The sequence below is a fragment of the Chromobacterium sphagni genome, assembly GCF_001855555.1.
Taxonomy (GTDB): Bacteria; Pseudomonadota; Gammaproteobacteria; order Burkholderiales; family Chromobacteriaceae; genus Chromobacterium; species Chromobacterium sphagni.
Genome location: NZ_MKCT01000015.1, coordinates 1 through 23,412 on the forward strand (window position 1 = coordinate 1; position 23,412 = coordinate 23,412).

General features: G+C 62.9%; 26 protein-coding genes and 1 tRNA gene. 15 read left to right on the forward strand and 12 right to left on the reverse strand.

Annotation, left to right across the window (positions count from 1 at the left end; genetic code table 11):
• Nucleotides 1-59 precede the first annotated feature (59 nt).
• Nucleotides 60-617, forward strand: a complete 558-nt coding sequence (locus BI344_RS25775) for an alkaline phosphatase family protein (RefSeq protein ID WP_206600349.1) — start codon at nt 60-62, stop codon at nt 615-617.
• Complete coding sequence (locus BI344_RS25780; RefSeq protein ID WP_277620437.1) at nt 569-1,477, forward strand: alkaline phosphatase family protein; 909 nt, start codon at nt 569-571, stop codon at nt 1,475-1,477. The genes BI344_RS25775 and BI344_RS25780 overlap by 49 nt, the downstream gene beginning before the upstream one ends.
• 46 nt (nt 1,478-1,523) lie before the next feature.
• On the opposite strand, the gene BI344_RS07810 is transcribed toward BI344_RS25780, so the two are convergent.
• Both BI344_RS07810 and BI344_RS07815 read right to left on the reverse strand, forming a co-directional pair.
• A tRNA-Asn gene (locus BI344_RS07810) sits at nt 1,524-1,599 on the reverse strand.
• Between the two features lie 105 nt (nt 1,600-1,704).
• Nucleotides 1,705-4,656, reverse strand: a complete 2,952-nt coding sequence (locus BI344_RS07815; protein ID WP_071112411.1) for an Rne/Rng family ribonuclease — start codon at nt 4,654-4,656, stop codon at nt 1,705-1,707.
• Between the two features lie 524 nt (nt 4,657-5,180).
• On the opposite strand from BI344_RS07815, the gene BI344_RS07820 reads away from it, so the two are divergent.
• The 8 genes from BI344_RS07820 to BI344_RS07855 all read left to right on the forward strand — a co-directional run bounded on the left by BI344_RS07820 (nt 5,181) and on the right by BI344_RS07855 (nt 11,089).
• Entirely contained in the window at nt 5,181-6,113 is a 933-nt protein-coding gene (locus BI344_RS07820; protein WP_071112412.1) for an RluA family pseudouridine synthase, read from the forward strand.
• On the forward strand, nt 6,113-6,769 hold the full coding sequence (locus BI344_RS07825; RefSeq protein WP_071112413.1) for an HAD-IA family hydrolase: 657 nt from the start codon (nt 6,113-6,115) through the stop codon (nt 6,767-6,769). The genes BI344_RS07820 and BI344_RS07825 overlap by 1 nt, the downstream gene beginning before the upstream one ends.
• Complete coding sequence (locus tag BI344_RS07830) at nt 6,745-7,104, forward strand: Rieske (2Fe-2S) protein (protein WP_071112414.1); 360 nt, start codon at nt 6,745-6,747, stop codon at nt 7,102-7,104. Before BI344_RS07825 ends, BI344_RS07830 begins: the two co-directional genes overlap by 25 nt.
• A 42-nt stretch (nt 7,105-7,146) precedes the next feature.
• Nucleotides 7,147-8,088 carry a S49 family peptidase gene (locus BI344_RS07835; RefSeq protein WP_071112415.1) on the forward strand — a complete coding sequence of 314 codons (942 nt, stop codon included), beginning with the start codon at nt 7,147-7,149 and terminating at the stop codon, nt 8,086-8,088.
• A 15-nt stretch (nt 8,089-8,103) separates the two neighbouring features.
• Complete coding sequence (gene motD, locus BI344_RS07840; RefSeq protein ID WP_071112416.1) at nt 8,104-8,922, forward strand: flagellar motor protein MotD; 819 nt, start codon at nt 8,104-8,106, stop codon at nt 8,920-8,922.
• Nucleotides 8,919-9,509 (forward strand): malonic semialdehyde reductase, encoded by a 591-nt coding sequence (locus BI344_RS07845; RefSeq protein WP_071112417.1) that lies wholly within the window; start codon nt 8,919-8,921, stop codon nt 9,507-9,509. Before motD ends, BI344_RS07845 begins: the two co-directional genes overlap by 4 nt.
• 65 nt (nt 9,510-9,574) lie before the next feature.
• The gene (locus BI344_RS07850) at nt 9,575-10,609 is read left to right on the forward strand and encodes a quinone-dependent dihydroorotate dehydrogenase (protein WP_071112418.1); all 1,035 of its coding nucleotides are present in this window, start codon (nt 9,575-9,577) and stop codon (nt 10,607-10,609) included.
• A gap of 18 nt (nt 10,610-10,627) precedes the next feature.
• Entirely contained in the window at nt 10,628-11,089 is a 462-nt protein-coding gene (locus BI344_RS07855) for an outer membrane lipoprotein (RefSeq protein ID WP_071112440.1), read from the forward strand.
• A gap of 57 nt (nt 11,090-11,146) precedes the next feature.
• On the opposite strand, the gene BI344_RS07860 is transcribed toward BI344_RS07855, so the two are convergent.
• From BI344_RS07860 to fur, 3 genes are read right to left on the reverse strand one after another with little or no spacing between them, the layout of a single operon-like run.
• A complete protein-coding gene (locus BI344_RS07860) occupies nt 11,147-11,878 on the reverse strand; it encodes an arginyltransferase (protein ID WP_071112419.1) in 732 nt (243 codons plus the stop codon).
• Complete coding sequence (gene aat / locus BI344_RS07865) at nt 11,865-12,566, reverse strand: leucyl/phenylalanyl-tRNA--protein transferase (protein WP_071112420.1); 702 nt, start codon at nt 12,564-12,566, stop codon at nt 11,865-11,867. The genes BI344_RS07860 and aat overlap by 14 nt, the downstream gene beginning before the upstream one ends.
• Complete coding sequence (gene fur, locus BI344_RS07870; protein WP_071112421.1) at nt 12,563-12,994, reverse strand: ferric iron uptake transcriptional regulator; 432 nt, start codon at nt 12,992-12,994, stop codon at nt 12,563-12,565. The genes aat and fur overlap by 4 nt, the downstream gene beginning before the upstream one ends.
• A 96-nt stretch (nt 12,995-13,090) precedes the next feature.
• Here fur and BI344_RS07875 point away from each other — a divergent pair, with 96 nt between their 5' ends.
• Genes BI344_RS07875 through BI344_RS07895 form a run of 5 tightly spaced genes read left to right on the forward strand, consistent with a single transcriptional unit; the run spans nt 13,091 to nt 16,607 of the window.
• Entirely contained in the window at nt 13,091-13,474 is a 384-nt protein-coding gene (locus BI344_RS07875) for an outer membrane protein assembly factor BamE (protein ID WP_071112422.1), read from the forward strand.
• A complete protein-coding gene (gene dapB / locus BI344_RS07880; protein WP_193430967.1) occupies nt 13,471-14,277 on the forward strand; it encodes a 4-hydroxy-tetrahydrodipicolinate reductase in 807 nt (268 codons plus the stop codon). Before BI344_RS07875 ends, dapB begins: the two co-directional genes overlap by 4 nt.
• 36 nt (nt 14,278-14,313) lie before the next feature.
• Nucleotides 14,314-15,279 carry a FecCD family ABC transporter permease gene (locus tag BI344_RS07885; protein WP_071112423.1) on the forward strand — a complete coding sequence of 322 codons (966 nt, stop codon included), beginning with the start codon at nt 14,314-14,316 and terminating at the stop codon, nt 15,277-15,279.
• Nucleotides 15,272-16,108 (forward strand): ATP-binding cassette domain-containing protein, encoded by an 837-nt coding sequence (locus tag BI344_RS07890; RefSeq protein WP_071112424.1) that lies wholly within the window; start codon nt 15,272-15,274, stop codon nt 16,106-16,108. The genes BI344_RS07885 and BI344_RS07890 overlap by 8 nt, the downstream gene beginning before the upstream one ends.
• Before the next feature lie 31 nt (nt 16,109-16,139).
• Nucleotides 16,140-16,607, forward strand: a complete 468-nt coding sequence (locus tag BI344_RS07895; protein ID WP_071112425.1) for a hypothetical protein — start codon at nt 16,140-16,142, stop codon at nt 16,605-16,607.
• Nucleotides 16,608-16,707: 100 nt separating this feature from the next.
• Here the strand turns inward: BI344_RS07895 and BI344_RS07900 are convergent, their stop codons facing one another.
• The 7 genes from BI344_RS07900 to BI344_RS07925 form a co-directional block, all read right to left on the reverse strand.
• Nucleotides 16,708-18,222, reverse strand: coding sequence for a SpoVR family protein (locus BI344_RS07900; RefSeq protein WP_071112426.1), 1,515 nt, complete (start codon nt 18,220-18,222; stop codon nt 16,708-16,710).
• A 26-nt stretch (nt 18,223-18,248) separates the two neighbouring features.
• On the reverse strand, nt 18,249-19,529 hold the full coding sequence (locus BI344_RS07905; protein WP_071112427.1) for a YeaH/YhbH family protein: 1,281 nt from the start codon (nt 19,527-19,529) through the stop codon (nt 18,249-18,251).
• 150 nt (nt 19,530-19,679) lie between these two features.
• Complete coding sequence (locus BI344_RS07910) at nt 19,680-21,608, reverse strand: PrkA family serine protein kinase (protein WP_071112428.1); 1,929 nt, start codon at nt 21,606-21,608, stop codon at nt 19,680-19,682.
• A 308-nt stretch (nt 21,609-21,916) separates the two neighbouring features.
• Entirely contained in the window at nt 21,917-22,234 is a 318-nt protein-coding gene (locus tag BI344_RS07915) for a PilZ domain-containing protein (RefSeq protein WP_239690892.1), read from the reverse strand.
• Nucleotides 22,221-22,430, reverse strand: coding sequence for an NUDIX hydrolase (locus BI344_RS25170; RefSeq protein WP_241499283.1), 210 nt, complete (start codon nt 22,428-22,430; stop codon nt 22,221-22,223). The genes BI344_RS07915 and BI344_RS25170 overlap by 14 nt, the downstream gene beginning before the upstream one ends.
• On the reverse strand, nt 22,387-22,779 hold the full coding sequence (locus BI344_RS07920; RefSeq protein ID WP_241499284.1) for an NUDIX domain-containing protein: 393 nt from the start codon (nt 22,777-22,779) through the stop codon (nt 22,387-22,389). Before BI344_RS07920 ends, BI344_RS25170 begins: the two co-directional genes overlap by 44 nt.
• Nucleotides 22,766-23,323 carry a DUF2062 domain-containing protein gene (locus tag BI344_RS07925; protein ID WP_071112430.1) on the reverse strand — a complete coding sequence of 186 codons (558 nt, stop codon included), beginning with the start codon at nt 23,321-23,323 and terminating at the stop codon, nt 22,766-22,768. The genes BI344_RS07920 and BI344_RS07925 overlap by 14 nt, the downstream gene beginning before the upstream one ends.
• Nucleotides 23,324-23,412 lie beyond the last annotated feature (89 nt).

Below are 23,412 nucleotides of genomic sequence, written 5' to 3' on the forward strand. Positions count from 1 at the left end.
AATTCCGTGCTGCGCGGCCAGCAACCGCAAGTCGACACCCTCGATCAATAGGCCATACCATGCCGCGCGCCATCGTGCTCAATATCGTCGGACTGACACCCAGGCTGCTGCAATACGCGCCGGCGCTCAGCCAGTTGGCCAGGGACGGCTGCATGCGGCCGCTGGCTACCATCACCCCCGCCCTCACCTGCCCGGTTCAAGCCACCTTTCTCACCGGCGCACCGCCCAGACAGCATGGTTGCGTGGCCAATGGCTGGTATTCCAGGGAGCTGGCCGAGCCGCTGTTCTGGCGGCAGAGCAACGCGCTGATCCAGGGCGAAAAAGTATGGCATGAGGCGCGGCGGCGCCATCAGGACTTCAGCTGTGCGCAATTGTTCTGGTGGTACAACATGTACGCCGACGTGGAGTGGAGCGTCACGCCGCGGCCGATCTACAAGGCCGATGGCCGCAAGATTCCCGATTTCTACAGCGCTCCGGCGGCGTTGCATCAGGAGCTGCGCCAGCGCTGGGGGATTTTCCTCTGTTCCATTTCTGGGGCCCGGCCAGCGACATCCGCTCCAGCCGCTGGATCGCCGATTGCGCGCTACACCTCTACCGCAGCCGCCAACCCAAGCTGACCCTGGTCTACCTGCCCCATCTCGACTACAGCCTGCAGAAGCTGGGACCTGATCATCCGCAAATCCCTCGGGAAGTGGCGGCAGTGGATCAGCTGTGCGCGGAATTGATCGCCGCCGCGCGCCAGGACGGCAGCCGCATCCTGGCGCTATCCGAGTACGGCGTCACGCCGGTGCGCGGCGACATCGCCATCAACCGCGCGCTGCGGCAGGCCGGCTGGCTGCAAGTCAGGGAGGAGCAAGGGGAGGACAAGCTGGATTGCGGCGCCTCGGCCGCGTTTGCGCTGGCCGACCACCAGATCGCCCATATCTATGTCCGCCGGCCGGAGTTGGTAGACGAAGTGAAAGCGTTATTGCGGCAATTGGACGGCGTGGAGATGGTGCTGGACGAGGCGGGAAAGCAGCTGTACGGACTCAACCATCCCCGTTCGGGCGAACTGGTCGCCATCAGCCGGGTTGACCGCTGGTTCAGCTACTATTACTGGCTGGACCAGGCCAAGGCCCCGGACTTCGCCCGTACCGTGGACATCCACCGCAAGCCCGGCTACGACCCGGTGGAGCTGTTCCTCGACCCGAAACTGCCGTTGCCCAAGCTGCGCATTGCCTGGACGCTGCTGAAACGCAAGCTGGGGCAACGCAGCCTATTGAATGTGATTTCGCTGGACGGCTCGCTGGTGCAGGGATCGCACGGCAGGCCGACGGACAAGCCAAGCGATGGTCCGCTGCTGATCAGTTCCGAACCAGATAGTCTGTCTGGCGACATGATCCCCGCCACGGCGGTGCGGGACATCATGTTGGCGCATCTCGAGCCCAGCATCGCCCCGCAGCGCCATCATAATGCCATGCCGGCCGCCGCCGGCTGAAATGCAAAAAGCCCGCACATTGCTGTACGGGCTTTTCTTGATTTTTTGGCTCCCCGAGCAGGGCTCGAACCTGCGACCTGCGGATTAACAGTCCGTCGCTCTACCGACTGAGCTATCAGGGAACATTTAGAGAGAAGCATAATACCCTTCTCTCAAAAACCTGTCAACACCCGACATGGGATACGCAGCAAAAAGCCGTTGCCGGCCTTTTGCCTGGACCCTATCCATCAATCGTTGCGGGTTTCCACCTGCACCAGTTGCAGCGGCGCCGGGGCGTCGCTTGCGGAGCCGGCCACCACATCGCGACGGCGCGGCCCCTGCTGCAGCTCGGGCTCGACCACCGCCTGAGCCTGCTCGACTGCCGGTTTGGTAGCAATCATCACCAGCCCGCCCAAATCCTGGGGCTTCGCTTCCGTCGTCTCCGGCGCAACTTCCACCACGCGCGGCGCAAGCACAGGCTCGGCTACCGCAGCCACTTGCTCAAGCGCAGCGGGCTGCGCTTCAACGACTGCTGCAACCACGTCGGAGACTTCCGGCTGCGCCTCGGTCACGACATCCGCCACCACAGCTTCGGCGATCGGCGCGGCCGACTCCGGCTCGGCACGAGCTTCCACCACCACCGTGGCAGACACCACCACCGGCTCGGCTTGCGGCTCGGCCGCAATCACAGCCACAGACTCGGCAACCAAGACCGGCTCCGGCTGCTGGATCTGCTCTTGCACGACAACAGCTTCTTCCGCTACCGGGGCAGCCTCCTGCTCGACAACAGGCTTGGCTTGCTGATCGGCTTCCGGCTGGGCGACCGGCTGGGCTTCAATAACCGCATCCACTGCAATCGCAGCAACAGCGGCAACTGCAGCCACACCAGCGGCATCGGCAACCGGAGCTTCCGCGCCCGCCTCCACCGCCGAACCTTCCGGCGCATCGCGGCGGCGATCACGGCGGCTGCGGCGGCGACGGCGCTCGCCGCGTTCCTGCAACTCGGCCTGTTCCGCCTGTTCTGCCTCGCTATCCAAGCGCAGCTCTTCCTGCATCGGCTTCTCGGCTTCCACCGGAGCAGCCACCGGCGCCTGACGGCGGCGCGGTTCCGGCTTGTCCAGTTTCTCGGCCTTGTCGCTCACGCGCTCTTCACGCACCGGCTGTTCGCGCACTTCCTTCGCTTCGCGCGGCTCGCGCGGTTCGCGGCGGCGGTTGCCGCGCGGCTCGCGCGGTTCGCGTACCTCGCGCGGTTGCTCGTTGCGCTCTTCGCGCTCGCGGCCTTGCGCTTCCTTGCGTTCGCCACGCTCGCTGCGCTCAACATCCTTGCGCTCGCCGCGTTCATCCTGGCGACGCTGCCTGCCGTCATCCTGGCGCTGCTCGTGATCACGACGCGCCTGACCGCCGGTGCGGCGCTCCTGATTGCGCTGGCGGTTGCCGCGCTGTTCACGGGAAGCCGGAGCCGGCTTTTTCTTGGCTTCCGGTTCCGGCGCCTTCTCCGGTTCGGCGAACAGGCCCTTGACCCAGGACACCAGCCCAGCGAACAAACCTGCCTCGACCACCGGCTTGGCGGCTATCGGCGCGGCAACGGTCGGAGCCGGTTGCTGCGGCGTGATGCCCTTGACCGCGGCTTCCTGGCGCTCCACCTTCGGCTTTTCCTGGCCGAAGTTGGTGATCACATCCTCTTCCTGCACTTCCACGCGGCTGTAGCTAGGCGCCTCGCCCAGTTCGGCCATGTCGTCGTGGCGCACGCGCACGATCTTGTAATGCGGGGTTTCCAAATGGATGTTGGGGATCAGCACTACATCGACGTCCAGACGCTCTTCGATCGAATGGATCTCGGCGCGCTTTTCGTTGAGCAGGAAGGTGGCCACATCCACCGGCACCTGCGCATGCACCGCGCCGGTATTTTCCTTCATCGCCTCTTCCTGAATGATGCGCAGGATGTGCAGCGCCGACGACTCGGTGCCGCGGATGAAGCCGATGCCATGGCAACGCGGACATGGCTCATGGCTGGTCTCGCCCAACGACGGCTGCAGACGCTGGCGCGACAGCTCCAGCAGGCCGAAGCGGGACAGCTTGCCCATCTGCACGCGGGCGCGATCATGCTTCAGAACATCGCGCAGGCGGTTTTCCACATCGCGCTGGTTCTTGGCGTTTTCCATATCGATGAAGTCGATCACAACCAGGCCGCCCAGGTCGCGCAGACGCAGTTGACGGGCGATCTCCTCCGCGGCTTCCAGGTTGGTGCGGACCGCGGTTTCCTCGATGTCCGCGCCCTTGGTGGCGCGCGCCGAGTTGACGTCCACCGAAACCAGCGCTTCGGTATGGTCGATCACGATGGCGCCGCCGGACGGCAGCTGCACGCTGCGCGAGAAGGCGGTTTCGATCTGGTGTTCGATCTGGAAACGGGAGAACAGCGGCACATGGTCCTTGTACAGCTTCACACGCGACAGCATGTTGGGCATGACATGGCTCATGAACTGGCGGGCCTGGTCGTGGATCTCATCGGTGTCGATCAGCACTTCGCCGATGTCAGGATGGAAATAATCGCGAATGGCGCGGATCACCAGGCTGCCTTCCTGCAAAATCAGGAAAGGCGCGGACTGCGCGCCGGCGGCGCCATCGATGGCTCGCCACAGTTGCATCAGGTAGCCCAGATCCCACTGCAGCTCTTCCAGATTGCGGCCGATGCCGGCGGTGCGGGCGATCAGGCTCATGCCGTGCGACACTTCCAGCTGCGACAGCAGGTCTTTCAGCTCCTGGCGCTCCTCGCCCTCGATGCGGCGCGAAACGCCGCCGCCGCGCGGATTGTTGGGCATCAGAACCAGATAGCGGCCAGCCAGGCTGATATAGGTGGTCAGAGCGGCGCCCTTGTTGCCGCGCTCGTCCTTCTCCACCTGCACCACCACCTCCATGCCTTCGCGCAACACGTCCTGGATACGCGGACGACCGCCGTCATAGCCCTGAAAATAGGAGCGGGACACTTCCTTGAACGGCAGGAAGCCATGGCGTTCGGTGCCGTAATCGACAAAGCACGCTTCCAGCGAGGGCTCGATACGGGTGATCACACCCTTGTAGATATTGCCCTTGCGCTGCTCCTTGCCTACGGTTTCGATATCCAGATCGACAAGCTTCTGCCCGTCGACGATGGCGACGCGCAGCTCTTCAGCTTGCGTCGCGTTGAACAACATACGTTTCATTTACATTCCTTGCGCGGCACTCACGCAAGGATGCAGCCAGTATTTGACGGCCCAGTGACTATCGATGGGCGCTTTCCGAAAGAAGTGTCGACGTAAAGATCGAGAAAAACAGGTTTGTTGACAAGCCTACTTCCTGATTGGGTCACATGCAGCCCGTCAACTCTGTGCGCAAACGGCACATCGGCTTGATAACCGATCCTGCCTACCAGGCAGGACAAACATCGACAGGACGGCTGACATGCCGGGTCAAACTTCGCTGCAAAATTCCCTGACTGGCTTAGCATCAGGAAACGGAATACTCGTGAGTGCGTTATGCGTATAAATGCATTACCATCGCTACTTTTCGGTGAGCGAGTTAACCTTGGCTGCGGCCGTGGATGATCGGCATCAGGTCAGGACACAGGCCCTGCCGGCCGCTTCGGATTTCCGCAGCAGCATCACGCAGAACAGGCCGTGACCTTGCTTTCCGATCCGCTGCCGCGCCGTGCTCGGCACAGCTGGGCAGCGCCACAAGTATAAGCAATATGACAGACATTCGCAAAGATTCCGTAACCTTCCTTGAAGTGGACGCAGAAGATGCCGGCCAACGGCTGGACAACTACCTGCAACGCCTGCTCAAGGGCGTCCCCAAGAGCCATATCTACCGCATCCTGCGCTCCGGCGAGGTGCGGGTGAACAAGGGCCGCGTCGACGCCAGCTACCGCGTGGCGGCCGGCGACCAGCTGCGCATTCCGCCGATCCGCGTCGCCGAACGCGCCGAGAAGAACGTGCCCGCAGCCACCTTCCCCGTCGTGTACGAAGACGATGCGATGCTGGTGATCGACAAGCCGGCCGGCGTGGCGGTGCACGGCGGCAGCGGCGTGTCCTTCGGCGTGATCGAGCAACTGCGCCAGGCTCACCCTGACTGGCGCTATCTGGAGCTGGTGCATCGCCTGGACCGCGAGACCTCCGGCCTCTTGATGCTGGCCAAGAAGCGCTCCGCGCTGACCCGCCTGCACGACATGATGCGCGACAACGTGCCGGACAAGCGCTACCTGGCGCTGGCGCTCGGCCACTGGCCGGAAAACGTCAAGCAAGTGAGGCTGCCGCTGTTCAAATACCATACCGCCGACGGCGAACGCCGCGTCAAGGTGGCGGAGGACGGCCAGTACGCTCACACCAACTTCGCCATCCAACAGCGCTACACTGAATTTACGCTGATGGAAGCGCATCTGCGCACCGGCCGCACCCACCAGATACGGGTGCACATGCTGGCCAACGGCTGCGCCATCGCCGGCGACGAGAAATACGGCGACTTCCCGCTGAACAAGGAGTTGGCCAAACGCGGCCTGAAGCGGATGTTCTTGCATGCCAAGAGCCTGACCCTGCCCCATCCGCTGACCGGCGCCACTCTGAAACTGGAGGCGCCGCTGCCGCCGGAGCTGGCCAAGTTCCTGAAAACCCTGGAGCCGCACTGATGCGAGAGTTCGACCTGGTGGTATTCGACTGGGATGGCACGCTGATGGACTCCACCGGCCACATTGTGGAGGCCATCCAGCAAGCCTGCCGAGAGCTGGACCTTCCGGTTCCCGACCGCGAAACCGCCAGCCACGTGATAGGCCTGCGGCTGGACAGCGCCCTGCTGCGCGCCTGCCCGAAGGTCGGATCGGACCGGCTGCCGGCGCTGGTCGACGCCTTCCGGCGCCACTACCAGACCAATCTGGATCAGGTCACGCTGTTCGAAGGAACGCGGGAAATCCTGCTGGCGATACGCGGCAGCGGCGTCTTCGTCGCCATCGCCACCGGCAGCAGCCGCGCAGGCCTCGACCGGGCGCTGGCCGCCGCCGGCATCGCCGAATTGTTCGACGCCACCCGCACCGTGGATGAGTGCCACTCCAAACCGCATCCGGACATGCTGCTGCAACTGACCGCGCGCTTCGGCGTGGAGAGCGGCCGCACGCTGATGGTGGGCGATACCAGCCACGACCTGCTGATGGCCGGCAACGCGCGCTGCCACGGCGTCGGCATCAGCCATGGCGCGCACGCCGGCGAGCAACTGCAGCACGGCCAACCCCTGATCATCGTCCACTCGTTGACCGAGCTCGGCGCATGGCTGCTGCCAAGACTTGCCTGATCTGCCCGGCCGCCAACCTGCTGGACAGCGGTCCCGCCCACCGCTTTGAAATCGAACAGCCGGACGGCAGCCGCCTGCCGGCCTTCGCCATCCGCTACCAGGGCAAAGTCCACGCCTACCTCAACCGCTGTCGCCACATTCCGGTGGAGCTGGACCTGGAGGACGGCAAGATGTTCGACCTGACCGGCCACTACCTGATCTGCAGCATGCACGGCGCCCGCTATCATCCGGACACCGGCTATTGCAGCTGGGGCCCCTGCCGCGGCCAGTCGCTTACCCAGCTGGAAGTCATTGAACAAAACGGCCAAGTCTGGCTGAATGTCATGCCTGACTGATTTTTGCTAGACTTTTGGAATTCTCGCGGAGCACACCCTATCATGAGCGACACCCCCAACTGGGAACGTCAATTGCTGGAAAAGCTGGCCACCGCAGCCCTGGTGGAGCAACGCCGCGCACGCCAGTGGAAGATCTTCTTCCGCCTGGCATGGCTTATGATCATAGGCGTCATTGTCGTCAGCCTGTTCATGCGCCATGAAGACAAAACCGGCTCCGGCCTGGCCGGCGGCAGCGGCCACAGCGCGGTGATCAAGCTGGACGGCGTGATCAGCAACGACAACGACAGCGGCGAGAAGCTGGTGGAAGCGCTGGACCAGGCCTTCCGCGACCGCAATACCAAGGGCATCATCATCGAGGCCAACAGCCCCGGCGGCAGCCCGGTGCTGTCCGGCATGGTCTACGATGAAATCCGCCGCCTGAAAAAGCTGCATCCGCCCACCCCGGTCTACGTGGTGGTCAGCGAGGTCTGCGCATCAGGCTGCTACTACATCGCCGCCGCCGCCGACAAGATCTTCGTCGACAAGGCCAGCATCGTCGGCTCCATCGGCGTACTGTCCGACGGCTTCGGCTTCACCGGCGCCATGGACAAGCTGGGCATCGAGCGACGGCTGAAAACCGCCGGGGAAAACAAGGCGATGGGCGACCCGTTCTCGCCGGTCAACCCCAAGCACGAAGCGATACGCCAGCAGTTGCTGGACGACATCCACCAGCAGTTCATCCAGGCGGTGCGCGACGGCCGCGGCAAACGCCTGCAGAATGATCCGCAGATGTTCAGCGGCATGGTATGGCTGGGCGAGAAGGCCATTCCCCTGGGGCTGGCCGACGGCCTGGGCACCGTGCCGTCGGTGGCGCGCGACGTGATCAAGGCGGACAAGACCGTCGACTATACCCAGCAGGACGACTTCTCCAGCCGCGTGGCCCGCCGCATAGGCGTGCAATTCGCCGGCGGGGTCAAGTCGCTGTTCAATACCGAACTGTTCTAGGCAGCGGAGGCTGACATGGCATCCAGGCGCAAGCGGCAAGAGGAAGAACATGAAAACCATGAACGCTGGCTGGTTTCCTACGCCGACTTCATCACCCTGCTGTTCGCCTTCTTCGTCGTGATGTACGCCATCTCGTCGCTGAACGAAGGCAAATACCGCGTGATGTCGTCCGCCATCATGGACGCCTTCCGCAGCGGCACGGTGGTCACGGTGCAGACCTCCCCGCCCAACGGCGGCGCCAACACCATGATAGAAATCCCGCAGACCAAGCCCATCTCCAAGAGCATCAAGGCGGACCACCACGTGGAGGAGGCCGCCAAGCTGGGCCAGTTGACGCAGAACCTGGCCAAGGTGCTCGGTCCACTGGTCCAGAGCGGCGAAGTCACCATCACCCAGAGCAACCAGGGCATCAACATCGACATCCGCGACAGCGCGCTGTTCGCGGTCGGCCAGGCGGTGCCCAACCAACAATCGCTGCCGCTGATGTCCAGCATGGCCAAGCTGCTGTCTGGCGTGGACAACTCCATCAAGGTGGAAGGCTTCACCGACGATGTGCCGATCCGCACCCCCTCCTTCCCATCCAATTGGGAACTGTCGGCCGCCCGCGCCGGCGGCGTGGTGCGGCTGTTCCAGGAAAACGGCATAGAAGCCAGCCGCATGGTAGCAGTCGGCCACGGCGCCAATCTGGCGGTTGCCGACAACGCCACCACCGATGGCCGCGCCCGGAACCGCCGCGTCACCATCTCGGTGCAGGCCAATGACGCCTCCGGCGCGCCGATGGATGCGGCAGCCGCCCAGACAATACCCCCCACCCCAACCGAGGTAAAACCATGAGCACTCCCATCTCTCATGCCACGCTGGAACAACTGTTCCTGAATGCCCGCACCCACAGCCACTGGCAGCCGCGCCCGGTAGAGGACGAAGTGCTGCGTCAGCTGTTCGACCTGCTCAAGCAATGCCCCACCAGCGCCAATTGCTCGCCGGGCCGCTTCGTCTTCGTCAAGGGCGAAGCCGCCAAGCAAAAACTCAAGCCTTGCCTGGCACCGGGCAACGTGGACAAGACCATGGCCGCCCCGGTATGCGTGATCGTCGCCCACGACCTCCAGTTCTACGACCACCTGCCCAAGCTGTTCCCGCATGCCGACGCCAAGAGCTGGTTTGCCGGTAACGAGGCTCTGATCCAGACCACCGCCTTCCGCAACGGCACGCTGCAAGGCGCCTACCTGATCCTGGCCGCCCGCTCGCTGGGCCTGGACTGCGGCCCGATGTCGGGCTTCGACAACGCCGCGGTGGACGCCGCCTTCTTCCCGGATGGCCGCTTCAAGTCCAATTTCCTGATCAACCTGGGCTACGGAGAAGCCGATAAGCTGTTCCCACGCTCGCCGCGCTTCAACTTCGACGACGCCTGCCAGATCCTGTAAATAGCTCGCGCCGCCGCCGAAATGCCCGGTTATAATGCCGGGCATTTGTCTGCCCGGAGAATGCCATGCTGTACCCGCTGCTGCGCCCCCTGCTGTTCAAGTTCGACGCGGAAACCGCCCACGAGCAGACGCTCAAGCTGCTAGACCGCGCGCACCGGCTGCATCTGGGATCGCTGGCCGGCGGCCCCGCAGTCCGCCAGCCGGTAAAGGCAATGGGCCTGACCTTCCCCAACGCCGTCGGTCTGGCCGCCGGCCTGGACAAGAACGGCGGCCACATCGACGCGCTGGCCGATCTGGGCTTCGGCTTCATCGAGATCGGCACTATCACCCCCCGCCCCCAGGACGGCAACCCCAAGCCCCGCCTGTTCAGACTGCCCGAACACGAAGCCATCATCAACCGCATGGGCTTCAACAACCATGGCGTGGCCGCGCTGCTGGACAATGTGCGCCGTTGCAAATTCAAGGGCATGCTGGGCATCAATATCGGCAAGAATGCCATCACGCCGATAGAAAGCGCGGTGAACGACTACCTGAGCTGCCTGGACCAGGTTTACGCCCACGCCAGCTACGTCGCCGTCAACATCTCCTCCCCCAACACCAAGAACCTGCGCCAACTGCAACAGGGCGACGAATTGGGCAAGCTGCTGGCCGCATTGAAGCAGCGCCAGCAACAACTGGCGGACAGTCATGGCCGCTACGTGCCGCTGGCGGTGAAAATCGCGCCGGACCTGGACGACGAGCAGATCGCCGAGATCGCCCGCCTGCTGCGGCAGCATGCGCTAGACGGCGTCATCGCCACCAATACCACGCTGTCGCGCCACGAAATCGCCGGCCATCCGCTGGAAAATGAAGCCGGCGGCCTGTCCGGCGCGCCGGTGCGCAACCGCTCCACCGCGCTGATTCGCAAACTGGCCAAGGAACTTGACGGCGCGCTGCCTATCATAGGAGTGGGCGGCATCCTGTCCGGCAACGACGCCGTCGAAAAACTGGAAGCCGGAGCCAGCCTGGTGCAGCTGTACAGCGGCCTGATTTACCGCGGGCCGGAACTGGTCGGCGAATGCGCCAAGGCGGCAGCCCAGTATCTACAAGCTCGCACATGAGAAAGAATGGAGCAAAAAATGAAGACAACCCTCAGCCGCATGATCGTAATCGCCCTGCTGAGCGCCGGCGCGCTCAGCGGATGCGCAACCTCCGACTCCGCCGCCGTCTACTCCAAGGGTCAAATGCGCCAGGCGCAGACCGTGCAGTTCGGCACCGTGATCTCGGCGCAGAATGTCAAGATGGAAGGCCAGAACAATGAACTGCTGACCCTGGGCGGCGCCGCGCTGGGCGGCCTGGCCGGCAGCAATATCGGCGGTGGCAAGGGGCAGATCGCCGGCGGCATCGTCGGCGCGCTGGCCGGCGGCTACGGCGCCAAGGCCGCCCAAGAGGCGCTGGGCAAGAATGCACTGGAAATCACCGTCAAGCTGGATACCGGACGGGTGATCTCCATCGTGCAGGAAGCGGACATCCCCTTCAGCCCCAACCAGCGCGTGAAAGTACTGAGCGGCGGCGGCAACGACCGAGTCGTGCCTTACTAAGCCAGCGCCACAATAGACAGGCCGCCCAAGGGCGGCCTGTTTTACGTCCAGCTTGGCTCAAGCCTGATCGGACAAGCCCTGCCATCGTCCGCCCTGCAGCGCCTGCAGCGGCCGGTAGTCGGCCTTGTAGGCCATCTTGCGGCAATCCGCTATCCAGTAGCCAAGGTAGACATAACTCAACCCCATCTGGCGCGCCTGCTCCACCTGCCACAGCACATTGAACACGCCGAGGCTCATATGCGCGTCGGCCGGGTCGTAAAAGGTGTAGACCGCCGACAGGCCATCCGCCAGCCGGTCCACCAGGCTCACCATCTTCAACTCGCCGTTCAGGCGGAACTCGGCCAGTTGGCTGTCCACACCGCTCTTCAGGATGAATTCGGAGTATTGCTGCGCGTCGTCGTCAGACATGCCGCCGCCGGCGTGACGCGTCTGCTGGTACAGCCGGTACAACGCGTAATGCTCGGCATCGAACGCCAACGGCAGCCATCTGGCCGTCAGCCCGCCACCGCGCCGCCACACCTTGCGCTGCGTGCGGTTGGGATGGAACTGCTCCACCGGCAACCGCACCGGGATGCAGGCCTGACAGGCATCGCAATAGGGACGATAGGTATACAGCCCGCTGCGGCGGAACCCCAGCCTCACCAACTGGCTGTAAACGCCGCTGTCTATCGCCTCGGCCGGAATGGCGACCTGGGAACGGGCCTGGCGTCCCGACAGATAGCTGCATGGATAAGGCGCGGTGGCGTAGAAATGGATGGCCGCGACCTGGCCGGCTTCACGATGACTCATGGCGGTAATGGTAGTCCCACATTTGACTAGGCTGCGGCTGCCGGATCTTCTCCTTCAGAGTAGCAAGAAAAACATCGCGCGGCACCAGACATGCGCCCAGGCTCTCCAGATGCGCGGTATGCATCTGGCAGTCAATCATTTCCACGCCCTGGCCCGCCAGATGGCGCACCATGTGCACGAAGGCCAGCTTGGAGGCGTCGGTCCGGCGCGCAAACATCGACTCGCCATAGAACATGCGGCCGATGGCGATGCCGTAAAGGCCGCCGACCAGCTCTCCGTCCATCCAGGTTTCAAAACTGTGCGCATAACCCAGCGCATGCAGCCGACAGTAGGCGGCCACCATCTCCGGCACGATCCAGGTGCCGTCCTGCCCCGGACGCGGCTGGGAGCAGCCTTGCATCACCTCGACAAAAGCGCTGTCCAGCCGGATTTCGTAATCGAGCTTGCGCAGGGCCTTGCCCAGCGAACGGCTGACTTTCAACTGCCCGGGGTACAACACCATCCGCGGTGCCGGAGACCACCATAAAATAGGCTCGCCATGGGAAAACCAGGGGAAAATGCCTTCGGAGTAGGCGCTGAGGATGCGCCCGGGGGACAAGTCTCCGCCGGCGGCCAACAAGCCGTTCGGATGACTCAGGGCCTGCGCTACCGGCGGGAAGACAGGCTCGGGACCGAGCCAGGGAATCATCCGCGGCGGCCGCCCTTGGCCAGGCAGTCCGGGCACTCGCCATACATGTACAGCGCGTGGTCGACGATGCGGAAACCCTGCTGCTCAGCGATGCGGTCCTGCAGCGCCTCGATCTCGGGATCGAAGAATTCCACCACCTTGCCACAGCTGACGCAGACCATGTGGTCGTGGTGACCGCCCTGATTCAGTTCGTACACCGCCTTGCCGGTCTCAAAGTGGTGACGCACCAGAATGCCGGCTTGCTCGAACTGGGTCAGCACCCGGTAAATGGTGGCGAGACCGATGTCGATGTTCTCCGCAAGCAGCTTGCGATAAACGTCTTCAGCGGACATGTGGCCGGAGTCTGCCTCCTCGAACAGGTCGAGGATTTTCAGACGCGGGCCGGTGGCTTTCAGGCCGATATCTTTGAGGTGACTGGCTTTGCTCATCGTGATATAAAGTGGGTCGATTTCGAATCATGATAAAGCCTTTTGACGGCTTTGCCTAATTACAGCCTCATAAACATTTGAGTCAATCGGAGTATCATGCGCGCCCTGATTTTCGCCGCCGTCATCGCCGTCTCCGGCTGCAGTTCGATGAACCCGCTCGACTGGACCCACAAGGTGGAAATCCAGCAGGGCAACTACGTGACCCAGGACGCTGTCGCCAAGCTGAAGCCGGGCATGACACGCTCGCAAGTGCGCTTCCTGCTGGGCACCCCGCTGCTGACCGACGCTTTCCACGCCGACCGCTGGGACTACAAGTATAGCGACATCAAGCAAGGCAAGCTGGACAGTTCCAGCGACAAGCTGCTTACCGTCTACTTCAAAGGCGATGTGCTCGAGCGAGTCGAAGGCGCCGCCCAGCCCGCTCCGCCGGCCAAACAGCTGGATGCCTCCATGCCGGCGCAGGAAGCGAAGAAGCCATGAGCGTGCAGAACATCGTGATCGTCGGCGCGTCCGGCCGCATGGGCCGGGTACTGATCGAATCGGTGCTGAGCACGCCCGGCACCCGCCTGCACGCGGCGATAGAGCGTTCCGACTCCGGCTTCATCGGCCAGGACGCCGGCCTGTTCTGCGGCCGGCAGAGCGGCGTCAGCATCAGCTCCGACTTCATCGCCGCGCTGGCCGGCGCAGATGTGGTGATAGATTTCACCCGCCCGGAAGGCACGCTGGAACACATGATCGCCTGCGTTGAGCACAAAGTGCAGATGATCGTCGGCACCACCGGCTTCGACGACGTCGGCAAGACCGCCATCCGCGCCGCCGCCGACAAGATCGCCATTGTGTTCGCATCCAACTTCAGCATAGGCGTCAACCTCACCTTCAAGTTGCTGGACATGGCCGCCCGCGTGTTGAACGAAGGCTACGACATCGAAATCACCGAGGCCCACCACCGCTTCAAGGTGGACGCGCCGTCCGGCACCGCCTTGCGCATGGGCGAGGTGATCGCCGACGCGCTGGGCCGCGACCTCAAGCAATGCGCGGTCTACGGCCGCGAAGGCGTCACCGGCGAGCGCGATCCCAAGGCCATCGGCTTCGCCACCGTCCGCGGCGGCGACATCGTTGGCGATCACACCGCGCTGTTCGCCGCGCTGGGCGAGCGGGTGGAGATCAGCCACAAGGCCTCCAGCCGCGCCACCTTCGCCAATGGCGCGGTACGCGCCGCCCGCTGGCTGTCCGACAAGCCGCACGGCCTGTTCGACATGCAGGACGTGCTTGGCCTGCGCTGATCCAACGGAGGGGGCCGCTCCCCTCCCTCTTCCCCCATGCGCACGCTCACGCTGACCTTCACCCTGCTGGTCCTCTTCGCGCTGACTTGCATCGCGTCCCTGCTACATCACAGCAATCTGCTGCTTGCCAGTTTATGGCGGCTGCAACCGCAGCCGGCGCTGGAATGGCAATTGCTGGTGGAGTTGCGCCTGCCGCGGCTGCTGGCGTCGGCCAGCGCAGGCGCCCTGCTGGCCAGCGCCGGCGCCGCCATGCAGGCGCGCTTTCGCAATCCGCTGGCCGAGCCCGGCCTGATAGGGATCAACAGCGGCGCGGCACTGGCTTCCGCCCTGGCGCTAAGCCTGGGCGCCGGTCTGTACGGCGTCGCCGCCGCGGCCTTTGGCGGCGGCATTGCGGCCTTGCTGCTAGTGCGGCTGCTGGGCGCCGACCAGGACGGCAACCGCTTGATCCTGAGCGGGCTGGCGGTCAGCACCTTGCTGGGGAGCCTGCTGACCCTGCTGATCACCATGCTGCCCGACGGATCGCTGCGCGTCGTCACTTTCTGGCTGATGGGCAGCTTCGCCGGCGTGGAGTGGCCGCTGGCCTTGCTATTGCTGCTGGCCGCCCCGCCGATCTGGCTGGCGCTGTTCCGGCAGTGGCGCTTCCTCAACGCATTGCAGCTCGGCGAAAGCGCCGCCTTTCATCTGGGGTTCGCAGTCCGCCGGCAGGAATGGCAGGTGGTGATGCTGGCGGCGCTGGCCACCGGCCTGGTCGTTTCCGGTTGCGGCATGATAGGTTTCATCGGCCTGATGGCGCCACACCTGGCCCGCCAGTTGCTGGGCAGCGACTCGCGCCGGCTGCTGATCGCCGGCCCCCTGCTGGGCGCCTGGCTAGCCGTCGCCTCGGACTGGCTGGCGCGCGGCCTGCTCGCCCCGGCGGAACTGCCGGTGGGAGTCATCACCAGCCTGCTGGGCGCGCCCTTCTTCCTGTGGCTGCTACGCCGACAGGAGCCGCGCCATGCTTGAAGCAGACCACCTGACGCTGGACCGCAACGGCAGGCGTCTGCTCACCGACATCAGCCTGGCCTTGCAGCCCGGCGAATTGCTGATCGCGCTGGGCCCCAACGGCGCGGGCAAAAGCAGCCTGCTCAAGCTGCTGTCCGGCTTGTGGCAGCCCGATTCTGGAGAAATCCACCTTGCCGGCCAGGCGCTCCGCGCCATGCCGGCCGCCGGACTGGCCAGTTGGCGCGCGGTGGTCGAGCAGCATCCGGTCACACCCGCGGGCTGGGTCGGCGAAGAGCTGGTCGCCGCCGGCGCCTACCGCTATGCCGGCGCGCATGCCAGCCAGATCCGCCAGGCCATCGGCCAGGCGCTGGAATTAACCGGCGGCCAGCCGCTGGCGCGCCGCCCCCTGGCCGAGCTGTCCGGCGGCGAAAGGCAGCGGCTACAACTGGCGCGCGCGTTATGCCAGTTGCTGCTGTCGCCGCAGCCCGAACGCTACCTGCTGCTGGACGAACCCACCGCCGCGCTGGATTTCGCGGTAGCCGACGAACTGATGTCCCAGGTGCGGCGACTGTGCCATCGCCTGGGCATCGGCGGCCTGGCCGTGGTGCACGACCTCAACCTGGCTCTGCGACACGCCGACAAGGTGCTGCTGCTCGACAACGGGCGGGCGGCGGGCTACGGCGGCAATCAAGAGATGATGCAGCTCGAGCGGCTGGAGGCGGTATACGGCGTCCGGCTGGCCGAGCTGACCCATCCCGACCAGCCCTGGCGGGCCTTCATCCCCTACCCGGCCCACTGCCGCCGCCGGGCTGATCCATATTGCGTTCCGGCGGCAAACCTGCCATCCTGACCGTCTCGCATTTGCGACTGGAAGATTGAATATGCCGCTGCTTGCCGCTTTGCAATCGCTTCCCAATCAGTTTTGTGGCGAAGGCATCAACCACGAAGACCAAACCTTCACCGGCTGCCTGCACTGGCAGGCGCTGCCAGGCCAAAGAGCCCTGCTGCTGCATTACAGCGCCAGCGGCATCCATGGCGAAATCCTGCATCGCGAAACCACCTTGCTGGGCTATCTGCCCGACGGCACCATGTGCCTGTGGCCGGTAATGGAGGAGTTGCCCTTTATCCTGCCCCACCCGGCCGTGCGCCTGGCGGAGGGCGGCCACGGCACCCTGGAAGTGGTATTCGCCAGCGCGCCGCGCAGCCTGAGCGAGCAATTCCGCCAGGAAATCACCATCCGGCTGGAAGCCAACGGCCAAATGCTCTACACCCATGCTTGGGGCCTGCCGAACTGCAACTTTGAAGACCGCTCGCGCTGCACCATGTCGCCGGTGGCCGGCACCGCCTGAAATCTCGCCTTCATCTGCGGGAAACCGTCACGTTTGGGAAACAAATAAAAAATCGGGCAGCCAAGCGCTACCCGATTTATATGCCCCGCCGCTGCGGCGATCAAACCTGCGCGGGGTCTCGCGCCGCCTGCACCTCATACAATTGCTTGACCTCGCCGCTGCCGTCCACGCTCTCCAGGCGCACATCGAAGCCCCACAGCCTGCAGACATGCTTGAGCACTTCCTGCGCGCTCTGCTCCTCCAGCGGACGGCGGTTATGCATGGTGTGGCGCAGCGTCAGGCTGCGGTCGCCGCGCACATTGACCGACCACACCTGGATATTGGGCTCGCGCGAACCCAGATTGTACTGCTCGGCCAGCTTGCTGCGGATATCGCGGTAGCCTTCTTCGTCGTGGATGCTGGATATCTCCAGCTTGTCGTCCTTGTCGTCGTCGCGGATGGCGAAGAAGCGGAAATCGCGGATCAGCTTGGGCGACAGATACTGCGAGATGAAGCTTTCATCCTTGAAGTTGCGCATCGCGAACTCCAGCGATTCCCGCCAATCGCTGCCGGCCAAGTCGGGGAACCAGGCGCGGTCCTCGTCGGTGGGCTGCTCGCAGATGCGCTTGATGTCCCGATACATCGAGAAGCCCAGCGCGTAGGGATTGATGCCGGTATACCAGCGCGCCGTCACCGGCGGCTGCGTCACCACATTGGTGTGGCTTTGCAGGAATTCCAGCATCGCGCCGTCCGTCACCATGCCCTTGTCGTACAGGCGATTGAGAATGGTGTAATGCCAGAAGGTGGCCCAGCCCTCGTTCATCACCTGGGTCTGCCGCTGCGGATAAAAATACTGCGCCACCTTGCGCACGATGCGCACCACCTCGCGCTGCCAGGGCTCCAGCAATGGCGCCGATTTCTCGATGAAGTACAACAGGTTTTCCTGCGGCTCCAACGGAAAACGCGGCGCGGCCTTGCCGCTGTCGTCCTTGTCGCGCTTAGGGATGGTGCGCCACAAATCGTTGACCTGCATCTGCAGATACTGTTCGCGCTCCTCCTGCTTGGCCTGCTCCTTGGCCAGCGACAGCTTCTGCGGCCGCTTGTAGCGGTCGACGCCGTAATTCATCAGCGCATGGCAGGAATCCAGCAGCTCCTCCACCTCATCTATGCCGTAGCGCTCCTCGCACTTGCTGATATAGCTCTTGGCAAACACCAGGTAGTCGATGATGGCCGCGGCGTCGGTCCAGGAGCGGAACAGGTAGTTGCCCTTGAAGAAGCTATTGTGGCCATAGGCGGCGTGGGCGATCACCAACGCCTGCATCGTCATCGAGTTTTCCTCCATCAGATAGGCGATGCAGGGGTTGGAGTTGATGACGATCTCGTAGGCCAAGCCCATCTGGCCGCGCTTGTAGCTTTTCTCGGTGGAGACGAAATGCTTGCCGTAGCTCCAATGATGATAATTCACCGGCATGCCCACCGCGGCATAGGCATCCATCATCTGCTCGGCGGTGATCACCTCCAGCTGGTTGGGATAGACATCCAGCTTGAACTCGTCCACCGCGATGGTGCGGATCTGCCTGTCGTATTCGCCGATCAGATCGAAGGTCCATTCAGACCCGGTGGAAATCGGCGTCATGGCGCTTGCCCCTTTGCTCGCCCGTTTCATGCGCTGACCCTCCCATTGACCGGCTGGCGCTTGAACAGCTCCCGGAATACCGGGTAAATGTCCGACGCCGAGCGGATTTTCTGCATCGCGAACTGCGGGCATTGCGCTTTGACCTTAAGGTACTCGTACCACAGGTTCTGCGGCTCGCCTTCGGTGATCTCGATGTAGGCGAAGTACTGACAGTACGGCAGCAGGTTTTCCTCCAGGATGTGGCCGCAGTTGGCCGAATCACTGTCCCAGTTGTCGCCGTCCGACGCCTGGGCGGCATAGATGTTCCATTCGCTGCTGGCATAACGCTTGTGGATGATGTCGCTCATCAAGTTCAGCGCCGACGACACCACCGTGCCGCCGCTCTCGCGCGAATGGAAGAAGTCCTGCTCGTTGACCTCCACCGCGCTAGTATGATGGCGGATGAACACCACTTCGATCTTCTCGTAGTTTCGCTGCAGAAACATGTACAGCAGGATGAAGAAACGCTTGGCCATGTCCTTCTTCTGCTCGTCCATCGAGCCGGACACGTCCATGATGCAGAACATCACCGCCTGGCTGGTCGGCTTGGGTTGCTTGACCCGGTTGTTGTAGCGCAGATCGAAAGGGTCGATGAAGGGAATGCTGGCCAGGCGCTCGCGCATCTGGTGGATGCGCTGGCGCTTCTCGCGCACATCCAGCGCGTTGTCGTCGTCCAGCTCGATCAACGTGTCCAGTTCTTCCTCGGCGTCGTCCAGGCTGGACAGCGTCGGCGCCGCCATCGCCACCCGCCGCGCCAGCGCGCCGCGTAGCGAACGGACGATATTGATGTTGGCTGGCGTGCCGTCGTTGGTGTAGCCGGCGCGCACGGTTTTCAGTTCTTCAATTCCCACCAGCTGGGTCTTGATCAGATTGGGCAAGGCCAGATCGTCGAAGAACACGTTCATGAACTCTTCCCGCGACAGCTGGAACACGAAATCGTCTTCGCCCTCGCCATCCTGGCTGGCCTTGCTGCCACCGCCGCCGGCCCCGCCCTGCGGCCGCGGCACGCGGTCTCCCTTGATGAATTCCTCATTGCCGGGATGGATGTTTTCCCACACCCCGCCCTTGCCGTGATGGAAATTGGGTTCGGAAATGTCCTTTACCGGAATCGAGACCTTTTCCCCGCTTTCGATATCGGTAATGCTCCGCCCCTTGATCGCCTTGGAGACGGCTTCCTTGATTTGCGCCTTGAAACGGCGAAGAAAGCGTTCACGATTGACCGCCGACTTGTTCTTGCCGTTGAGGCGTCTGTCTATGATGTGGGACATAGCCACCTCTCTAGCGCGCAATCGCAGGCAGCCGGTTCGGTCGGAACCCGCTGCCCAAGACCGCGCGCGGTTGTGTCTCCTTGCCACCCAGCCGGAATCGCTGGGCACTCCCGCCTCCCCCGCCCTCCGGGCCGGGGAGGCTACGGCGGCTTATGACGATTTGCGCACCCGCAGATACCATTCGCACAACAGACGCACCTGCTTGGCGGTATAGCCCTTCTCCACCATCCGGTTGACGAAGTCCTCGTGCTTCTTGGCGTCCTCCGCGCTGGCCTTGGCGTTGAAGGAGATGACCGGCAACAACTCCTCGGTGTTGGAGAACATCTTCTTCTCTATCACCGTGCGCAGCTTCTCGTAACTGGTCCAGGTCGGATTCTTGCCGCCGTTGTTGGCTCGCGCCCGCAACACGAAGTTGACAATCTCGTTGCGGAAATCCTTTGGATTGGAAATTCCGGCGGGTTTCTCGATCTTTTCCAGTTCCGCATTCAGCGAAGTGCGGTCGAATATCTCGCCGGTATCCTGGTCGCGGTACTCCTGATCCTGAATCCAGTAATCAGCGAAGGTCACGTAGCGGTCGAATATGTTCTGGCCATATTCGGAATAACTTTCCAGATACGCGGTCTGGATTTCCTTGCCGATGAATTCGACGTATTTCGGCGCCAGATACTCCTTGAGGAAGGTCAGATATTTCTGCTCGGTTTCCGCTGGGAACTGCTCGCGCTCCACCTGCTGTTCGATCACGTACAGCAGATGCACCGGATTGGCCGCCACCTCGCTGTGATCGAAGTTGAACACCTTGGACAGGATCTTGTAGGCGAAGCGGGTGGAGAGGCCGCTCATGCCCTCGTCCACGCCGGCATAGTCGCGGTACTCCTGCAGCGACTTGGCCTTGGGGTCGGTGTCCTTCAGGTTTTCGCCGTCGTACACCTGCATCTTGCTGTACAGGCTGGAGTTCTCCGGCTCCTTCAGCCGCGACAGCACGGCGAACTGGCCCATCATCTTCAACGTGCCCGGCGCGCACGGCGCCTTGCCCAGCGAGGAGTTGCGGATCAGCTTGTCGTAGATCTTGATTTCCTCGTTGACGCGCAGGCAGTACGGCACCTTGACGATGTAGATGCGGTCGAGGAAGGCTTCGTTGTTCTTGTTGTTGCGGAACTGCTTCCACTCGCTCTCGTTGGAGTGCGCCAGGATGATGCCCTCGAACGGAATCGCGCCGAAGCCCTCGGTGCCCTTGAAGTTGCCTTCCTGGGTGGCCGTCAGCAGCGGGTGCAGCACCTTGATCGGCGCCTTGAACATTTCGACGAATTCCAGCAGGCCCTGATTGGCCAGGCACAGGCCGCCGGAGTAGCTGTAGGCGTCGGGATCATCCTGCGCGTATTTTTCCAGCTTGCGGATATCCACCTTGCCCACCAACGAGCTGATGTCCTGGTTGTTCTCGTCGCCTGGCTCGGTCTTGGCCACCGCGATCTGCTTCAGCACAGACGGGTAGCGCTTGACCACGCGGAACTGGCCGATGTCGCCGTTGAACTCGTGCAGCCGCTTCACTGCCCACGGGCTGGGGATGCCCTTCAGGTAGCGGCGCGGAATATGGTACTGCTCTTCCAGGATGAGGCCGTCTTCATCGTAATTGAACAGCGACAGCGGAGACTCGTTGACCGGACTGCCTTTCAGGCAATAGAACGGCACCAGCTCCATCAGCTCTTTCAGCTTTTCGGCGATGGAGGACTTGCCGCCGCCGACAGGTCCCAGCAGGTAGAGAATCTGCTTCTTCTCCTCCAGCCCCTGGGCGGCATGGCGGAAGTAGGCGACTACCTGCTCGATGACTTCCTCGGTGCCGTAGAAGTCGCGGAAAGCGGGATAGACCTTGATGACCTTGTTGGAGAAGATGCGCGACAAGCGGGAATCGTGGCGGGTGTCCACCAGCTCCGGCTCGCCGATGGCGGCCAGCATGCGCTCTGCGGCAGTGGCGTAGGCACCGGAGTCGTGCTTGCACAGTTCCAGATACTCCTGGATCGTGTACTCTTCCTCGCGGGTTTTGTCGTAGCGCACTGCGTAGTGACTGAAGATATCCGGGTGCATGACTCTCTCCTGGCTGGTAGCAGGGGCTTGGGCGCGATGCACATCGCATTAGGCCGTTCCCCTTGCTGAATTAGAGTACTGACTTTGTCTCCGGTTCTTTTTTGGGTATAGCATAGCAGCACGAAATGACCGGACAAAAGCCGGCAAAAACCGGAATCCACCAGTACTGCTTGCGTTGCGTCGGAAAAGTTGTTGAATCAATAGGGATTTTTAAATACAGAATTTTGTAACAATTGATGAAGCTTAGTAAATTCTTGTAATGCCGGTAGGAATAATTGGATATAAAAATCTGAGATTACAATAACTTGTCAGCTTTTTCTGAGCAGAATGCGGACGCCGATTTCGTATATGTGCCCACGCTGCACTTCATTGCAGCGCTTGACCTCCACCTCGGCCTCGAAAGGCTTTCCCGGCACCCCTCCGACGCCGGGAACCAGCACGATCACGTTTAGCTTCTCGCCATATTGCGGCACAAAGGCGGAGCGCAGGGCCATGCCGTCCACCGATAGGTCCACGCACTCGCCGTAGTAGGTCTGGCCGCTCAACAGCGACTTGATGCGAGCCTTGCACCCCATGCTGACGCGCCGGCCACGCCGGCGGTCGTAATACGCGTCAAATCGGGACACCCCGCATCCTCCCGCTCAAATAAGCCGCCAGCCAATGCAGGCCGACTATCGATTTGCTGTCGCAGATCCCGCCGGTCAGCGCCATGTCCATTGCCGTATCCAGCGGCAAGGTCAGCACTTCCAGAAACTCGCCCTCGTCCAGTCGCCTTTCGCTAAGAATAAGGTCTTGCGCCAGGTAATAACTGATTTTTTTCATTGGAATAGCCGATGCAGGGGTGGGCGGTGCCCAAATAAGTCCAGTTGGCGGCGCGATAACCGGTTTCCTCCAGCAGCTCCCGCCTCGCGGTCGCCTCCGGCGGCTCGCCGGAATCGATCTTGCCGGCCGGAATCTCGATGAACTCGCGACCGGCCGGGTAGCGGTACTGGCGCTCGAGCACCAGCTCGCGCTGCGGGGTCAGCGCCAGTATCGCCACCGCGCCGGGATGGACGATGTATTCCCGTTGCGCCTCCTTGCCGTCCGGCAGGGCCACCTGGTCCTTGTGCACGTTGAGGAAGCTGCCCTGATACACCAGCTCCGACGTCAATTTTTTTTCAAGCAGATCCACATTTCGCCTTTCGATTGTTCCAAGCGCTGACAACCGCCCAACGCCACAACACCCGCGTAGCCAGATAGCCCGCCGCGCCCAGAGTCAGGCCGAGAGCCGGCATGCCCACCAGCAGCGGCCAGCCCATATCCGCCAGCCAGCGCGCGGTTCCCAGCAGCCAAGCGGTCAATCCCAGCCCCGCCAGGCTGGGAGGCGCCGCCAGCGCTGCGGCGGCGGCATCGCCCAGCAACCATTTGCCATAACAGTAGGCTAGATAATAAAGCGGCAACACCGTCAATGGATTGCTGTACAGAGAAACCACCATCGCCGCCGGCAGATTGACCCGCAGCAGCAGCGCCAGCGCCAGCGCGGTGGCCTTCTGGGTGAAACCGGGCATCACGCCGGAATACAGGCCGACGGCCACCCCCATCGCCACCTTGCGGCGATTGAACGACCAGTAGGCGGGCCGATCCAGATATGGCGCCAGGCGGCGCATGCCCGGCCTGGCGAACCACTGGTGGCGCCGTTCGGCGAATTGCCGCATTTTTCGCTTGAGCCAGGTCATTCCATTTTCATACCGCAACGTTGCCGTAAAGCCACACCTTCGGCGCCGCCACAACGCAATTTGTTGTCAAAAGGCCGAGAATAATTTAA

Excerpts from the sequence above, each read along its gene's own strand:
- BI344_RS07885 (WP_071112423.1), top strand. The coding sequence starts at position 14,314 with ATGCGCACGCTCACGCTGACCTTCACCCTGCTGGTCCTCTTCGCGCTG.
- BI344_RS07850 (WP_071112418.1), top strand. The coding sequence starts at position 9,575 with ATGCTGTACCCGCTGCTGCGCCCCCTGCTGTTCAAGTTCGACGCGGAA.
- BI344_RS07925 (WP_071112430.1), bottom strand. The coding sequence starts at position 23,323 with ATGACCTGGCTCAAGCGAAAAATGCGGCAATTCGCCGAACGGCGCCAC.
- BI344_RS07900 (WP_071112426.1), bottom strand. The coding sequence starts at position 18,222 with ATGACGCCGATTTCCACCGGGTCTGAATGGACCTTCGATCTGATCGGC.
- BI344_RS07845 (WP_071112417.1), top strand. The coding sequence starts at position 8,919 with ATGAGCACTCCCATCTCTCATGCCACGCTGGAACAACTGTTCCTGAAT.
- aat (WP_071112420.1), bottom strand. The coding sequence starts at position 12,566 with ATGATTCCCTGGCTCGGTCCCGAGCCTGTCTTCCCGCCGGTAGCGCAG.
- BI344_RS07855 (WP_071112440.1), top strand. The coding sequence starts at position 10,628 with ATGAAGACAACCCTCAGCCGCATGATCGTAATCGCCCTGCTGAGCGCC.
- BI344_RS07815 (WP_071112411.1), bottom strand. The coding sequence starts at position 4,656 with ATGAAACGTATGTTGTTCAACGCGACGCAAGCTGAAGAGCTGCGCGTC.
- BI344_RS25170 (WP_241499283.1), bottom strand. The coding sequence starts at position 22,430 with ATGAAAAAAATCAGTTATTACCTGGCGCAAGACCTTATTCTTAGCGAA.
- BI344_RS07830 (WP_071112414.1), top strand. The coding sequence starts at position 6,745 with ATGGCTGCTGCCAAGACTTGCCTGATCTGCCCGGCCGCCAACCTGCTG.
- BI344_RS07895 (WP_071112425.1), top strand. The coding sequence starts at position 16,140 with ATGCCGCTGCTTGCCGCTTTGCAATCGCTTCCCAATCAGTTTTGTGGC.
- BI344_RS07835 (WP_071112415.1), top strand. The coding sequence starts at position 7,147 with ATGAGCGACACCCCCAACTGGGAACGTCAATTGCTGGAAAAGCTGGCC.
- BI344_RS07890 (WP_071112424.1), top strand. The coding sequence starts at position 15,272 with ATGCTTGAAGCAGACCACCTGACGCTGGACCGCAACGGCAGGCGTCTG.
- dapB (WP_193430967.1), top strand. The coding sequence starts at position 13,471 with ATGAGCGTGCAGAACATCGTGATCGTCGGCGCGTCCGGCCGCATGGGC.
- fur (WP_071112421.1), bottom strand. The coding sequence starts at position 12,994 with ATGAGCAAAGCCAGTCACCTCAAAGATATCGGCCTGAAAGCCACCGGC.
- BI344_RS07825 (WP_071112413.1), top strand. The coding sequence starts at position 6,113 with ATGCGAGAGTTCGACCTGGTGGTATTCGACTGGGATGGCACGCTGATG.
- BI344_RS07820 (WP_071112412.1), top strand. The coding sequence starts at position 5,181 with ATGACAGACATTCGCAAAGATTCCGTAACCTTCCTTGAAGTGGACGCA.
- BI344_RS07875 (WP_071112422.1), top strand. The coding sequence starts at position 13,091 with ATGCGCGCCCTGATTTTCGCCGCCGTCATCGCCGTCTCCGGCTGCAGT.
- motD (WP_071112416.1), top strand. The coding sequence starts at position 8,104 with ATGGCATCCAGGCGCAAGCGGCAAGAGGAAGAACATGAAAACCATGAA.
- BI344_RS25775 (WP_206600349.1), top strand. The coding sequence starts at position 60 with ATGCCGCGCGCCATCGTGCTCAATATCGTCGGACTGACACCCAGGCTG.
- BI344_RS07860 (WP_071112419.1), bottom strand. The coding sequence starts at position 11,878 with ATGAGTCATCGTGAAGCCGGCCAGGTCGCGGCCATCCATTTCTACGCC.
- BI344_RS07905 (WP_071112427.1), bottom strand. The coding sequence starts at position 19,529 with ATGTCCCACATCATAGACAGACGCCTCAACGGCAAGAACAAGTCGGCG.
- BI344_RS07910 (WP_071112428.1), bottom strand. The coding sequence starts at position 21,608 with ATGCACCCGGATATCTTCAGTCACTACGCAGTGCGCTACGACAAAACC.